We start from the raw sequence: 13,784 nt of genomic DNA, 5'->3' as shown, positions 1-13,784 counted from the left end.
GTAAAAGAGTTGTGATCATAAATTGAGAGCTAGCTCCTTTTATCTCATTGAAAATTTCCATACCGTAGGTGAGGCGTATTCATTTTGGTAATAGATTATGGTTTTCTCCGAAGCACCACGTGTGGCACTCATCGAAGATGATGACATTGTTCGCCAAGCAACAAGCCAATGGTTACAGTTAGCAGGATTCCACGTTAATGCGTTCAGTAATGGCGTGGAGGGGAAGTCGGCGGTGCTCACCGATGACTATGATGCGATAGTCAGTGACGTACGTTTACCGGATATCGATGGTTTAACCATATTTTCTGAGTTAGTCGCAGCCAATATTACGACCCCTTTGATTCTCATTACCGGGCATGGTGATGTTGATATGGCGGTAAAGGCGCTGCAAAACGGTGTCTTTGATTTTATCGAAAAGCCTTTCCAACCAGAGCGTCTGTCACAAAGAGTCCAAGATGCCGTTGATTCCTACCGGTCTCAAATGTCTGTCCAAGATCGTCAAGACTACTTAGCGAGTATTAGTGGCTTAGAGCAAGTACTTATTGGGCAAAGTGACGCAATGGTGCAGCTGAGAGAGCAGTTGGTGAGGTTAGCGAGGATAGATACTCATGTCATTATTTATGGCGAAACGGGGAGTGGTAAGGAATTAGTCGCCACGAGTTTGCATAATGAAAGTCCTCGTCATGGCCAAGCCTTTGTACCGATTAATTGTGGTGCTATTCCAGAAAACTTATTTGAAAGTGAGCTGTTTGGTCACGAAGCAGGGGCGTTTACCGGAGCAAGCGGTAAACGAATTGGTAAGTTGGAGTATGCCGATAAAGGTACATTATTTTTTGATGAAATAGAAAGCATGCCATTAGCCATGCAGGTTAAGGTGCTACGAAGCATCCAAGAAAATACCGTGGAACGAATTGGTGGTAACCGAACGATCAAAACGGATCTTAGAGTCATCGCCGCGGCTAAAGAGGATCTCAGTGAGAACCGAGCGTTTCGACAAGACTTATATTATCGCCTCAATGTTGCACAAATTCATATTCCCCCGTTACGTGAACGAGATAAAGATACGCTGATTCTATTTGAACACTTCGCTTCTCAGACCCGGACTGAAACCCGAACACTCAGTGATGCAGATAGACAGGCTGTGCTCAGTTATGCCTGGCCGGGTAATGTACGTGAACTTAGAAACGTTGCGGTTCGTTTTGCGTTAGATGATACGACTTCCGTAATGGAGATTATCACCACGAGACCCAGTTCGACCACAGAGCCCAGCCAAAGTGGCGTACCTTTAGCGATCCAGCTGCATAATTTTGAAAGGAAGGTGTTGAGTGAAGCGCTGGCTCGTCACCGCGGCTGTATCAGTGATGTGCTATTAGAGTTGGATATACCGCGACGAACACTCAATCAAAAAATGCAAAAATTAGGGTTAAACAGGGCAGATTTCACCTGACACTCGTTTTCGGTTTACCTGAGTACCCGGAAACGTATTGAGTGGCTAAACAAGCATTGAGTCCCTAAAAATGTACGGTGTGATCGGCAATAACTTGCTTAGTGTTATTTATTTTAAACTGCTTACTTGATCACAAATTGTTAACATTTTCACGCAGTCAGGTGATTTGTCACTGGTATCTATGAGCAATATTTTGCTTATCGAAACGGATTTATTTGAGCAATATCTTGCTTGTTTTGTTGCTAAATTTAAATTTAATATTGTTAAATCAGTTGGTTAGTGTTTTGGCATTGTGCTTGCAATTAAGAGTTTACAAGTAACGAGTTCGCAACACTAAATAACACGGAGTGTAACAATGAACAGAAATAGAGTAGCTAAAGCGTTGATCATCGCCCTCACTTCTTTTGGACTGGCTGCGAATGTCGCTGCCGCGGAAGAGCGAAGCTATATTTTGTCCACGGCCTCGACAGGGGGTACGTATTATCCTGTAGGCGTCGCCTTGGCAACATTAAGTAAAGTGAAGTTGGCGCCAAAGTATCATTTCTCTTTATCTGCAATTAGTTCTGCAGGATCGGGCGAAAATGTAAAGTTGCTGAATGAAAATGAAGCACAGTTTGCGATTCTACAAGGTCTATATGGCGCTTGGGCATGGTCTGGTGAAGGCCCTTATGCGAAGACAGGTCGTCAAGAGCAATTGCGTTCGGTCTCTATGCTTTGGCAAAATGTAGAGCACTTTATTGTTCGCACAGAGTTAGCGAAAACAGGAACGGTTTCCGACTTAAATAACCTTGTAGATAAGAAGTTCTCAATAGGTAAGAAGAACTCGGGGACAGAAAACTCAGGTCGCCAAATTATGAAAGGTTTGAACGTTGACCCTAACTCATTCAATCTCGCCTATATGGGATACGGCGGCAGTGCCAGTGCATTGCAAAATGGCACCATCGATGGCATGAATACGCCAGCTGGTGTGCCTGTGGGTGCGGTGACGCAAGCTTTCGCAGCGCTAGGTGATGATATTTCTATTCTGTCCTTCACCGACGAGCAAATCAAAGAAGCGAACGGTGGCTTTACGCTTTGGACGAAATACGAGATTCCAGCGAATACCTACCCAGGGTTAGATAAACCGATCACCACGATTGCGCAACCTAACTTTTTAGCGGTACGAGACGATATTTCTGAAGACGACGTATATGAACTCACAAAAGCTATCTATGAGAACTTGTCATTTTTGCAAGGTATTCACAAAGCAACCAAAGCGATGGCACTAGAAAAAGCCATTGCTGGCCTACCTGTACCACTCCATCCGGGTGCCGCCCGCTACTATAAAGAAGTAGGGCTTGATATCCCTTCCCACCTGATTGCTCAATAGTTTAATTGCAAAGGCTAATGAGTCATAAGAGTGATGAGTCATAGGGCGTAGGTCTTCTTGAAACCACGTCCTTTTACACACTCGACATTGCCTCTTGCTAAGCAGGGGGCATACCCAAATGGTTAGGAGAAGAAGCCAAAAGGCTTGGAGTATGTTATGAGTGACAACGTACAGAAGGAATTGCAGAAGTTCGAGTTACCTACCCGAAGTGATTTCCCGTGGGTGACGACAACCATTACCGTTTTTGGCGTGGTGCTGTCTTTATTGCATATATGGTTTAATACATTATCGACGTTACCAGAATTGTGGATTTCTGCGACGCACTTTGCTGGGTTTGCCGTGATATGCAGCTTGTGGTATCCCGCTCATGTCTCATTGAAGTCGAGCAAAATTGCGCTTGTTGTGGATGTGTTTATCGCGCTGGGGGCGATGGCCTGTTTGCTCTATATCCCGTACGCAGAAGATGCGCTGTACGAACGAGGCGTGAAGTTTGTGACGAGTGATTGGGTCTTCGCGATCCTTGCGATTGTCATTGTTATTGAGCTCATTCGCCGCACAATGGGCTGGTTCATTCCCATTCTTATTTTAATTTGTTTAAGTTATGTCGTGTTTTGGGGTAAGTGGGCCAGTGGGATTTTTCATTTTCCCGGTTTAAGTATGGAAACCTTGCTGTATCGCAGTTTTTATTCTTCTGAAGGGATGTTCGGGGCGATTTCTCGTATTAGCTGGACCTTTGTGTTCATGTTTATTTTGTTTGGGGCATTTCTGGTTCGTTCAGGAGTGGGTGACTACATTATTAATGTGGCTCGCGCCGCGGCCGGGAAAATAATCGGTGGCCCCGGGTTTATTGCGGTGATTGGATCAGGGTTGATGGGATCGGTCTCGGGGTCGAGCGTCGCCAACACGGTGTCAACAGGTGTCATCAGCATCCCATTAATGCAAAAGGCGGGCTTTCCTTCTCGGTTTGCTGCGGGCGTAGAAGCTGCAGCATCGACAGGTGGGCAGCTCATGCCGCCCGTTATGGGAGCCGGCGCGTTTATCATGGCGTCTTACACCCAAATTCCTTATGTGGATATTATCGCGGTCTCATTTGTCCCCGCATTGATTTACTTTTTATCTGTTGCTTTCTTTGTTCGTATCGAAGCCAAACGCAGCGGCGTACAAAAAGTGACCACGAGTGAGGTGCCATTGTGGAAAGTACTTATTTCAGGTTGGCATAACCTTATCCCACTTGCGGTTCTCGTGACGTTATTGGTGCAAGGTTTTACCCCAACGTACGCGGCGGGTATATCAATTTTGTCAGTCGTGGTGGCGTCTTGGTTCTCGAAAGATCATAAAATGGGACCGAAAGCCATCATTGAAGCGCTTTCGCAAGGCGCGAAGAATATGGCGACCACGGCGATATTGCTCGTTGGTATTGGCTTAGTGATTAATGTGATCAGTACAACCGGCATTGGTAACACGTTCTCTCTTATGATTGACGGCTGGGCAAGTGGCAATTTATTAGTCATGCTGCTGTTGATCGCCTTAGCGTCTCTCGTGCTTGGTATGGGATTACCTGTGACGGCTGCTTACATCGTATTAGGGACTTTGTCGGCTCCTGCTTTGTATAAGCTTATTGCAGAAAATCAACTGTTTGAACTGATGATGTCGGGTCAATTGCCGGAACAAGCCAAGGCCATATTTATGTTGGCTGCGCCTGAGCGTCTTGATCTACTCAATGCACCTATGTCGTTAGAAACAGCAAAAGAATTGGTCGCGCTTGTCCCAGCAGATTTTGTCGAAACGTTACTTGAACAAAGTATTGGAATGGAAGCGGTGGGTTTGGCGTTACTCGCAGCGCATTTAATCATATTTTGGCTGTCACAGGACAGTAACGTTACTCCTCCAGTGTGCTTAACGGCGTTTGCTGCTGCAACCATTGCGAAAACGCCTCCAATGCGAACTGGGTTAATGGCATGGAAAATCGCGAAAGGGCTGTATCTGGTGCCCTTGCTGATTGCTTATACTGGGCTGGTTAGCTGGGATGTCATGTCGGTGGTGAGCGTCGGATTCTTTGCCATTATTGGTACCTATGCGTTGATTGGTGCCATTGAAGGGTACTTAGAGGGGCCGTTAACCATTCTTTTAAGACTGGTACTGGTTGGAGTCGGTGTATGCCTAGTTTGGCATGATCTGCCTCTTGTGGTGCGCTTGCTCGCCAGTGGCGTATTTGTGCTGATTTTTATGCACAGTAACCGAGTCTTTAATGAGCAGAAAGTGAAAGCTCAGCAAGCAAAATCGACGCTACCTTCGGCTTCAGCATCTTGAGGAACAACATGGAAGTAGACTATGACTATGTGGTGGTGGGCGGTGGCATTGTTGGCGTCTCCACAGCTTGGCAGTTGCAGCAAAGATACCCCAATCGTACCATTTTATTGTTGGAAAAAGAGTTGGGCTTTGCACGGCATCAAACTGGCCACAATAGCGGCGTGATTCATGCGGGTGTCTATTATGCGCCGGGGAGCATGAAGGCGGATTTTTGTAAGCGTGGCGTTGAGCGAACCATCGCCTTTTGTCGTGAGCATGATATACCAGTAGAAAACTGCGGTAAGTTACTGGTGGCAACCAACGCGATTGAACAGCAGCGCATGATGGAGCTGTATAAAAGATGCCATGTGAATGGTATTGACGTCACGTTACTTGACCAAGCTCAGCTCAAACTCGCAGAACCCAATATCACTGGCTTAGGTGCGATTTACGTGGCGAGCACCAGTATTGTTGACTATCGCTTAGTCACAGAGCGTCTGGCGAGTGAGTTTGAGTCAAAGGGCGGCAGCATTAAATTGCAAACCGAGGTCACTCAACTCACCGAAAATGATGAACATATTGTGCTCGGCTGCATCTCAGAAGGTAAAAAGGTAACGATCCAAAGCCAGTTTTTGATTACATGCAGTGGGCTAATGGCCGATAGAATGACCCAATTACTTGGTTTACAAACAGACTTCCAAATCATTCCGTATCGAGGTGAATATTATCGCTTAGATAGCCGACATAATAACGTGGTTAACCATCTGATTTATCCTATCCCAGATCCAGACTTACCTTTTCTTGGTGTGCACTTAACGCGAATGATAGATGGCTCAGTGACGGTGGGCCCAAATGCGGTACAAGGTTGGAAGAGAGAAGGTTATGGCACCGTCAATGTGAGCTGGAAAGACACTTGGCAGATGCTGACGTATTCAGGCTTTTGGAAGGTAACACGAAAACACTTAAAAACTGGGTTGTCTGAGTTTAAAAATTCTTGGTGGAAAGCGGGATATCTGAAAGCGGTGAATAAGTATTGTCCTAGTATTACTATTAACGATCTTAAGCCATATCCTGCGGGCATTAGAGCGCAAGCTGTGTTATCCGATGGCACGCTTGTCCATGATTTTTTATTTGCGGAAAGTAAGAGAAGCTTGCACGTTTGCAACGCACCGTCTCCGGCAGCGACGTCAGCATTACCCATTGGAGAATATATTTGTGACAAGGTAACGGGCAAACTGGAGGCTGAGGTATAAGTAGGATTGGCGGATAACGTTTGTTACCGCCAATTCTACGTCTGCTACTGGTTACAACTCGTTATTGTTACTAATTCGTTATTGTCTATTTAACAGTAACTGTCTATTTAACAGTAACTGTCTATTTAGCAGTAACAACCGGTTGATAGCGACCGGGCTTGTGATTCATAGCTAGGATAAGATTGGTGGTAATTGCCCCTAGAATCGACAATACAATTAATGTCCAATCAACGATGAAGAGAGATAAAATTACGATTAAACAATCCAAAGCCATTTGAACCTTTCCTGCTCGAATGCCAAAACGGTCTTGAAGATATAACGCTAGGATATTGAAGCCTCCTAGGCTCATCTTATGTCGAAAGATCACCAACATGCCCATGCCAATTAATCCACCGCCGATCATTGCTGCATAAAGTGGATCAAGATGAGTAAGTTCAATGACATGGTGTAGATGATCGACCGCAAATGATACGAGACTGACGGCGATGAAGGTGTTGACAGTAAACGGCCAACCCATGCGAGTGGCTGAAAGCAAGTAAAAGGGCAGGTTAATGGCAAAGAAGACTTGTCCAAATGTCAGGGCGGTGACTTTGGTTATAAAAATAGCAAGTCCGGCTGTGCCACCTGTCAATAGGCCAACTTGATTGAAGAAAATAACACCAAGCGAGACCAGTGCACTTCCAAGTAAAAGCGCAAGCAGGTTTTCTCGTAAACTATGATCCTTGTCCATGAAATTGCATTCCTTTGTTTGTCGTAAAACTGCCATCGTTGGCGAGTATTTATTATTTTGTTTTAGGACGTCATTAATTTGCCCGCCTAAAACGCTGGCAAGATAGTATCGCTGTCACACTGAGTAAGTCGAGGTTCGCACGAGGATCGGTTTTGTGAGTGCTGTGTCGTTAGGTTTACAGCTACTTTAACCATTTCAAAAAACAAGCAATGGAAAAACAGTATTTTGGACTTTTACGCGATAAGGGTCACACTCAATACTAAGTATAATTCGAAAGGCAATGTATGAATTTTTTAGCGCACCTACATATCGCCCATCATTGTGAAAGTAATATGCTAGGCAATTTATTGGGTGACTTTGTGAAAGGCGATCCGGACAAGCAGTTCTCTCCGGCTATTGCAAAAGGGATTCGTTTACATCGAAGTGTGGATTCATATACCGACACCCATGAAATGGTTAAGCATTGTAAATCACTGTTCTCTGTAGATAATCGCCGTTTTGCTCCTATCGCTATGGATATGTTTTGGGATCACTGTTTAGCCAAAAGTTGGGATAGTCACCACGCCATGACACTGGCGAGTTTCGTCAATTTTGCACAAATTGAGGTAAACACTGCCTGTGAGGTTGATTCAGTTCTATTACCTGAACGTTTTATTCGCATGAGCGACTATATGTGGCGAGAGCGATGGTTAGAATCGTATCGGGACTTTGATAACGTGTGCTATGCATTAGAAAGAATGTCACAGCGAAGCCTGAGGATGGGACCTCTAGCTGAATGTGGTACTGACTTAGCAAGAAATTATTCAGTGTTTAGTGATTGCTTCGATGAGTTGTATCCCAACGTGCTAGATTTTTCACTACAGACACATACAAACTTAATGGTTGATTGAAAGTAGCGAACGAACGTCGTATATGTCAGTCTTGTAAAACATACGACTCGAACAGTATTACCCAAATTATGGTCACTTTTGCGACTGTGGAGAGAGGTTTAAATAACTCGTTCTATTTATTTGGTAAATGCTAGGTGTGAATGCTTCGGGGCTCCATGAATGTATTGTTGATGGGCGTTAATTATTCCGGAATGTCTATTTGCAATTCGAGGCAAAATGTTGTGATATGATGGGAAAATTGCTTAATGATCCATTATAAATAGGTACAGAATGACAACTTTTTATGCGGAGATTACTGGTTGGGGTAAGTGCCTTCCACCAGCGACACTGACCAACCATGACCTAAGTACAGTTATGGAAACTTCTGATGAGTGGATTCGTTCTCGAACTGGAATAGAAGCGCGTCGCATTAGTCATGTAAATACGTCAGATATGGCAACCGTAGCGGCTCAGCATGCGATGGCCTGTGCGGGCATTACAGCAGACGATGTTGACCTTATTATCGTCGCCACTTGTTCTCCAGATTCCCTCATCCCCAATACGGCTTCACGCGTTCAACAAAATTTGGGTGTTCCTTCTGCAGCGGCTTTCGATCTTAATGCTGCATGTACAGGGTTTGTCTACGGTCTTGAAACTGCGACCAAACTGATTCAATCGGGAAATTATCGTAACGCCATTGTGATTGGTGCAGAGCGTCTTTCTTTCTTCCTTGATTGGAGTGAGCGTGATACTGCGGTTCTTTTTGGTGATGGCGCAGGCGCTGCGGTTCTTAGCCGCACTGAAACTAAAGTTGGCTTGCAAGATGCTCAGATAGGTTGCGATGCGAAAGGGCGTGATATTCTAGCGGTTCCTAAATTCGGAACAGCAATGGACCGTTTTGCTGCGGACAATGGTTACTTCGAATTTGAATTTGTCGGTAAAGAGATCTTTAAACGAGCAGTTAAGGGCATGGGCGCTGCGGCGAACACGGTTTTGTCTCGTTCTAACCTGACGAAAGAAGACATTGATGTGGTCATCCCACACCAAGCAAATATCCGTATTATTCAAACCTTGTGCGATTTGTCTGGTATTGAGCGCGAGAAAGCGTTCGTTAATATTCAACAGTATGGTAATACTTCGGCTGCAACGGTTCCCATCGCATTATGTGAAGCCGTTGAGCAAGGTAAAGTAAAACCAAACGACAATCTACTTCTTGCTGCATTTGGAGCTGGCTTAACTTGGGGTGCGGGTCATATAAAATGGGGTGAACGAGTCACACCAATTAATTCTAGTGATGCTGCCTTGCCTGAGTGTGACAAGACGGCGCTTGAATTAATGGCGGACGCGATAAAACATTGTCAGAACAAGCCTGTTAAGTAGCCTTTGTTCTTAAGGAAAAAGGAAGCCGATTGACTTCCTTTTTTGTTTCAATTATAGAGGACAGCGGGCTCAAATGATTGCTGTCTACCCGGCTACTTGCGTGCAAATTGGTAAGTACGGTACCCACCAATAAGATTGCGAGCCTTAAAGCCACAATTGACAAGCTGACGATAAGCTACGTTACCGCGTAACCCAACTTGGCAATAAATGATGATCTCTTTGTCTTTAGGCAACTCATCCATACGTTGGCGTAATTGATCAACAGGAATGTTGACGGCGCCCTCGATAAAGCCTCCATTTTCCAGCTCTCCTGGGTTACGAACATCTAGTAATAGTTGATCGCCAGTGAGGTTGTTAATTTCATTAAAGTGAATCGGAGTCGCATCACCATTAATGATGTTGTTAGCAACAAAAGCAGCTTGGTTAATCACGTCTTTTGCACTGCCGTACGGAGGCGCATAGGTGAGTTCTAAATGTTGCAGTTGTTGAACCGTCATTCCAGCACGCTGTGCGACGGCCATAATATCGATGCGTTTGTCGACTCCGTCTTTCCCCGCCGCTTGTGCACCTAAAATTTTGCCATCGGTAGGATCGAACAGCATTTTGAATGAAACGAGCTCTGCACCAGGGTAATAGCTCGCATGGCTTGCGGTATGGACGTACACCTTTTCGTAATGAATGCCTTCCTTGAGGAGCTGTTTCTCATTTTTACCTGTTGAGGCAATAGCAAGATCGAAAATCTTACAAATCGCGGTGCCTTGAGTACCTTGATAAGACTCATTTCGGCCGAACATGTTATCCGCTGCCATTCTACCTTGTCGGTTCGCAGGGCCAGCAAGAGGGACGAGAGTTTGTTCGCCTGTCACAAAGTCCATTTCTTCAATAGCATCGCCAACGGCATAAATAAATGGGTCACTTGTTTGCATCGTTGGTGATGTCCAGATCCCGCCCAGGTCACCAATTTTTAGGCCAGCTTGCTTAGCAAGAGAGGTTTCAGGGCGAACACCAATTGCCATGATGAGTAAATCAGTTTGCAGTACCTCATTGTTACTCAGTGACAATGATAAATGACCGTTAATATGAGTATGTTCGGTATCTTCACCAGTATCGATACTTGGGACATGATCGGTTGGTGTATATTCAACCGCTGTTAACGCGACCCTTAATTTTAAATCGATACCATGGTCTAGGATCTCGGCGTGCGCAAACCCGGCCATTTCACGATCAACGGGTGTCATGACTTGGTCTGCAAGCTCTAACAGAGTGGTTTTAATCCCTCGCTGGTGGAACGCTTCCATCATTTCTAAACCGATAAAACCGCCTCCAACCACTGTTGCATGTTCAACGTTATTGCTTTCAATGGTATTAAGGATGCGATCCATATCGGGAATGTTGCGCAGTGAATGTGTTAAAGGATTCATTGCTCCTGGGATAGGGGGAACAATCGGACTCGCGCCTGGACTTAATAACAAAAAGTCATAATTCTCGGCGTATTCGGAACCGTCGAGTAAGTTTTTTACGGTCACTGTTTGTTCTTGTTTGTTGATTGAGACAACTTCATTCATGACACGCACGTCTACATTGAAACGTGATAAAAAGCTTTCTGGCGTTTGAAGAAGTAATTTGCTGCGGTCAGTAATGTCACCACCAATGTGGTAAGGCAGTCCACAATTAGCAAACGAAACGAAGCTACCGCGTTCGAACATAATGATTTCGGCATTTTCATCTAAACGACGTGCTCGTGCTGCTGCCGATGCGCCACCGGCAACTCCGCCTACAATTAATATCTTAGTCATGCTTACCTCGTCTCTAAATCGTAAAAGTGTCAGTTTTTTTCTGCGAGTCATCGCATCTGTTTTTTAATATATCATTAAAATTAGCTTTGTCTAATATAACTTTTGCTAAATTTGAAATTGCTACATTTGACTTAGCTAAATTTGCTATTGCTAAATAAGCATTGACTAATTTAATGGTATTGTGAATAATTCACTCATTGAATAAGGTGTTGAGAATTTAATGATGAATTTGGCGGATATGAAACCCAAAGTCGACGCGGTCGCGGAGACGCTTAAAATATTGTCCCATCCAAGTCGTTTGTTTGTACTTTGCCAGTTAGTGGGCGGAGAGCAAGGTGCAGGCGAATTACAAGCGAACTCCGATCTAAGCCAGTCGGCGTTTTCGCAGCATTTGACGGTATTGAAAAAAGCGGATTTGGTTAAGGTTAGAAAAGAGTCACAACACGTGTATTACTCGTTAAAAGACGAGCGAATCAAGGCACTAATAGAGCAGCTTCATCGCCTGTACTGTCATTAGCATTTCACATAATTAGTTCTGCATCACGACGTAGAGCGAGGAGTAATAATGGACTTTGTATTTCCATGGGCATCGTTGTTTGGTGGGATGCTGTTAGGTGTATCCGCAACGTTGTTATTATTATTTAACGGCAAAATTGCAGGTATCAGCGGTATTGTCTCTGGGGTATTAACCAGAAGAACTGGCGACGTGGACTGGCGGTGGGTCTTTCTGGTCGGCATGGTACTTGGTGGGTTTGCGGCAGGTTACTTTACTCACACAGAGCCTGTAGAAATGGTTGTGTCGTTGCCGTTTGTCCTTATCGCGGGTCTCATTGTGGGGCTTGGTACCAGTCTAGGTAATGGTTGTACGAGTGGCCACGGGATCTGCGGGATGGGGCGTTTGTCGATTAGATCGATTGTTGCCACCATCGTCTTTATGGGCATCGCCATGTTGACAACCTTTTTTATCTTACATGTACTGTAGGGCGTTCGTATGTATTTAGTTATTGCGTTAATTAGTGGCGTGTTATTTGGCGTTGGAATGATCGTGTCAGGCATGAGCGATCCCCTCAATGTAATTGGATTTTTAGATGTCTTTGGTCATTGGAAGCCAGATCTGGCGTTTGTGATGGGGGGCGCTTTGTTGGTATTTGCACCCAGTTATTGGTTTATTATCAAGCGCAAACAAAAACCGGTTTGCCAAGATGAGTTTTGTGTTCCGACTAACACTAAAGTTGATAAAAAGCTCATAATCGGTGCAACATTATTTGGCATCGGTTGGGGAATTGCAGGAATATGCCCAGGTCCAGCTATTGCGTCTATTGCTAATGGTAGCTGGGGTATCGTGGGTTTTGTTGTGACAATGTTACTTGGGCTTTCGATTGGCGGAAAGCTATCAGGACGATAACCAGACTATCGATAAGTCTCGCGACATTCCTTTATCAATGTATGTACGGATTGTGGCTGGAGAAAACGGATGGGTTTTGAAAGGAGTCTTTCAAAACCCTTTTATTTGTTCTCAATAAAGTTGTGTTGAAACCGGACAATGATCGCTCATTTTAAAGTTAAGAACGTCATCGATATCCATTTTATTTTGAACGGCAGGCGCAGCGTTTAAGGCTGGACTAACAATAATGTGATCGATAATAGAACGAAATTGATGAGTTCTTTTGGGATTCTTGTTTGACCTTATCTTACATATCGCCTTGGTTGATTGTGTGGTTAAGCGAGGGCTATGATTTAGATTCTTAGTCATATCATTCCATAACCAGTCACCGCGATAAGCAAGATTATGGTTAAAGTCACCGAGTAACACATATTGGTGACCAGTTTGTTCTACTTGTTTAAGCCAACTATTAATAGCTTGCCCTTGGTGTTTAAGTTGTTTACATGAAGAAGAGTTTGAATACTTACCCGAGCATCCGGCTTTTAAGTGAACAGAGAGTAAGTGAATAGTCTGGCCTTTGTGGTCAAGTCTGACTGCAGATGCAAACCTCAATCTATTTCCACTTGTTAGCGGAAAATCCGGTTCATCATATGAAGATAGGGTATTGCGCACAGCAATCCCAGTATACTGGTTGATCTCGTTAAATTGATGCTTACTGTTGTGGGAAAGTGCACGTTCCGAAAAATAAACCCTGTAGCCATTGCCAACCACTTTTCGTATCGCCTCTATTGAGTCAACCTCTTGAAACGCCAAAATGTCTGGGTTCACTTTTTGAAAATGATGAGCCAATGCCTCAAAATCGGAAGGCGAACGATCGCTTTGCTCGAACTTTGACGAGGCGGTCGTGGATAACCATTCTATATTCCAAGTCGTCAATGTGATTGCCTGCGACATTGTAGGAAAAATACTTATAGCCAGTACGCAAGTAAATTTTGCCATTTCATAACGGATTGTTCTAATCATCTTCCTTGCCATTTTAAAATTATCTCTGAGCCAATGTGCCGCAAGCGATGGCAAAAAATCAACATAAACTTATCAAAAATGAGTGAAAATTTTATGCAATTCATCAACTGAGACCAAGTCCATCAAGATCGAATTCTTATTGCTCAGTACCTTCGTTTTGTTGATCTAAATCAATACTTTGAGTTGGTGGTTCTCGTTAAATACACCACAATATATTGTGTCAGAATTAAACGTAACAACCCTA

At 44.3% G+C, this 13,784-nt stretch carries 12 protein-coding genes; 9 read left to right on the top strand and 3 right to left on the bottom strand.

Annotation, left to right across the window (positions count from 1 at the left end):
- Positions 1 to 97 precede the first annotated feature (97 nt).
- From AB4405_RS03395 to lhgO, 4 genes are all read left to right on the top strand, one after another.
- Positions 98 to 1,447 carry a sigma-54-dependent transcriptional regulator gene (locus tag AB4405_RS03395; RefSeq protein WP_372059633.1) on the top strand — a complete coding sequence of 450 codons (1,350 nt, stop codon included), beginning with the start codon at positions 98 to 100 and terminating at the stop codon, positions 1,445 to 1,447.
- A 355-nt stretch (positions 1,448 to 1,802) separates the two neighbouring features.
- Complete coding sequence (locus AB4405_RS03390; protein WP_372059632.1) at positions 1,803 to 2,816, top strand: TAXI family TRAP transporter solute-binding subunit; 1,014 nt, start codon at positions 1,803 to 1,805, stop codon at positions 2,814 to 2,816.
- A 156-nt stretch (positions 2,817 to 2,972) separates the two neighbouring features.
- On the top strand, positions 2,973 to 5,126 hold the full coding sequence (locus AB4405_RS03385; protein ID WP_372059631.1) for a TRAP transporter permease: 2,154 nt from the start codon (positions 2,973 to 2,975) through the stop codon (positions 5,124 to 5,126).
- A gap of 8 nt (positions 5,127 to 5,134) precedes the next feature.
- On the top strand, positions 5,135 to 6,358 hold the full coding sequence (lhgO, locus tag AB4405_RS03380; RefSeq protein ID WP_372059630.1) for an L-2-hydroxyglutarate oxidase: 1,224 nt from the start codon (positions 5,135 to 5,137) through the stop codon (positions 6,356 to 6,358).
- A gap of 121 nt (positions 6,359 to 6,479) precedes the next feature.
- On the opposite strand, the gene AB4405_RS03375 is transcribed toward lhgO, so the two are convergent.
- Complete coding sequence (locus tag AB4405_RS03375) at positions 6,480 to 7,088, bottom strand: YitT family protein (protein ID WP_372059629.1); 609 nt, start codon at positions 7,086 to 7,088, stop codon at positions 6,480 to 6,482.
- 284 nt (positions 7,089 to 7,372) lie between these two features.
- Between AB4405_RS03375 and AB4405_RS03370 the strand changes: the two genes are divergently transcribed.
- On the top strand, positions 7,373 to 7,978 hold the full coding sequence (locus AB4405_RS03370) for an ACP phosphodiesterase (protein ID WP_372059628.1): 606 nt from the start codon (positions 7,373 to 7,375) through the stop codon (positions 7,976 to 7,978).
- A 270-nt stretch (positions 7,979 to 8,248) separates the two neighbouring features.
- Positions 8,249 to 9,337, top strand: coding sequence for a ketoacyl-ACP synthase III (locus tag AB4405_RS03365; protein WP_102468553.1), 1,089 nt, complete (start codon positions 8,249 to 8,251; stop codon positions 9,335 to 9,337).
- A gap of 92 nt (positions 9,338 to 9,429) precedes the next feature.
- Here AB4405_RS03365 and AB4405_RS03360 read toward each other — a convergent pair whose 3' ends face one another.
- On the bottom strand, positions 9,430 to 11,133 hold the full coding sequence (locus tag AB4405_RS03360) for an FAD-dependent oxidoreductase (protein WP_372059627.1): 1,704 nt from the start codon (positions 11,131 to 11,133) through the stop codon (positions 9,430 to 9,432).
- A 223-nt stretch (positions 11,134 to 11,356) separates the two neighbouring features.
- On the opposite strand from AB4405_RS03360, the gene AB4405_RS03355 reads away from it, so the two are divergent.
- Genes AB4405_RS03355 through AB4405_RS03345 form a run of 3 tightly spaced genes read left to right on the top strand, consistent with a single transcriptional unit; the run spans position 11,357 to position 12,538 of the window.
- Positions 11,357 to 11,650: a helix-turn-helix transcriptional regulator gene (locus tag AB4405_RS03355; protein ID WP_102468640.1), complete on the top strand. Its 294-nt coding sequence runs from the start codon at positions 11,357 to 11,359 to the stop codon at positions 11,648 to 11,650.
- A gap of 48 nt (positions 11,651 to 11,698) precedes the next feature.
- On the top strand, positions 11,699 to 12,115 hold the full coding sequence (locus AB4405_RS03350) for a YeeE/YedE family protein (RefSeq protein ID WP_372059626.1): 417 nt from the start codon (positions 11,699 to 11,701) through the stop codon (positions 12,113 to 12,115).
- Between the two features lie 9 nt (positions 12,116 to 12,124).
- Positions 12,125 to 12,538 (top strand): DUF6691 family protein, encoded by a 414-nt coding sequence (locus AB4405_RS03345; protein WP_372059625.1) that lies wholly within the window; start codon positions 12,125 to 12,127, stop codon positions 12,536 to 12,538.
- 111 nt (positions 12,539 to 12,649) lie between these two features.
- Here AB4405_RS03345 and AB4405_RS03340 read toward each other — a convergent pair whose 3' ends face one another.
- Entirely contained in the window at positions 12,650 to 13,540 is an 891-nt protein-coding gene (locus AB4405_RS03340; RefSeq protein ID WP_372059624.1) for an endonuclease/exonuclease/phosphatase family protein, read from the bottom strand.
- Positions 13,541 to 13,784: the final 244 nt, after the last annotated feature.

The sequence above is a fragment of the Vibrio sp. 10N.261.51.F12 genome (assembly GCF_041471725.1).
Classification (GTDB): Bacteria; Pseudomonadota; Gammaproteobacteria; order Enterobacterales; family Vibrionaceae; genus Vibrio.
The sequence above is the reverse complement of the archived record's forward strand: the minus strand, read 5'-3'. Positions and strand labels throughout refer to the sequence as shown.

Coding starts and splice junctions, on each gene's coding strand:
- AB4405_RS03395 (WP_372059633.1), top strand. CDS start 98: ATGGTTTTCTCCGAAGCACCACGTGTGGCACTCATCGAAGATGATGAC.
- AB4405_RS03390 (WP_372059632.1), top strand. CDS start 1,803: ATGAACAGAAATAGAGTAGCTAAAGCGTTGATCATCGCCCTCACTTCT.
- AB4405_RS03385 (WP_372059631.1), top strand. CDS start 2,973: ATGAGTGACAACGTACAGAAGGAATTGCAGAAGTTCGAGTTACCTACC.
- lhgO (WP_372059630.1), top strand. CDS start 5,135: ATGGAAGTAGACTATGACTATGTGGTGGTGGGCGGTGGCATTGTTGGC.
- AB4405_RS03375 (WP_372059629.1), bottom strand. CDS start 7,088: ATGGACAAGGATCATAGTTTACGAGAAAACCTGCTTGCGCTTTTACTT.
- AB4405_RS03370 (WP_372059628.1), top strand. CDS start 7,373: ATGAATTTTTTAGCGCACCTACATATCGCCCATCATTGTGAAAGTAAT.
- AB4405_RS03365 (WP_102468553.1), top strand. CDS start 8,249: ATGACAACTTTTTATGCGGAGATTACTGGTTGGGGTAAGTGCCTTCCA.
- AB4405_RS03360 (WP_372059627.1), bottom strand. CDS start 11,133: ATGACTAAGATATTAATTGTAGGCGGAGTTGCCGGTGGCGCATCGGCA.
- AB4405_RS03355 (WP_102468640.1), top strand. CDS start 11,357: ATGAATTTGGCGGATATGAAACCCAAAGTCGACGCGGTCGCGGAGACG.
- AB4405_RS03350 (WP_372059626.1), top strand. CDS start 11,699: ATGGACTTTGTATTTCCATGGGCATCGTTGTTTGGTGGGATGCTGTTA.
- AB4405_RS03345 (WP_372059625.1), top strand. CDS start 12,125: ATGTATTTAGTTATTGCGTTAATTAGTGGCGTGTTATTTGGCGTTGGA.
- AB4405_RS03340 (WP_372059624.1), bottom strand. CDS start 13,540: ATGATTAGAACAATCCGTTATGAAATGGCAAAATTTACTTGCGTACTG.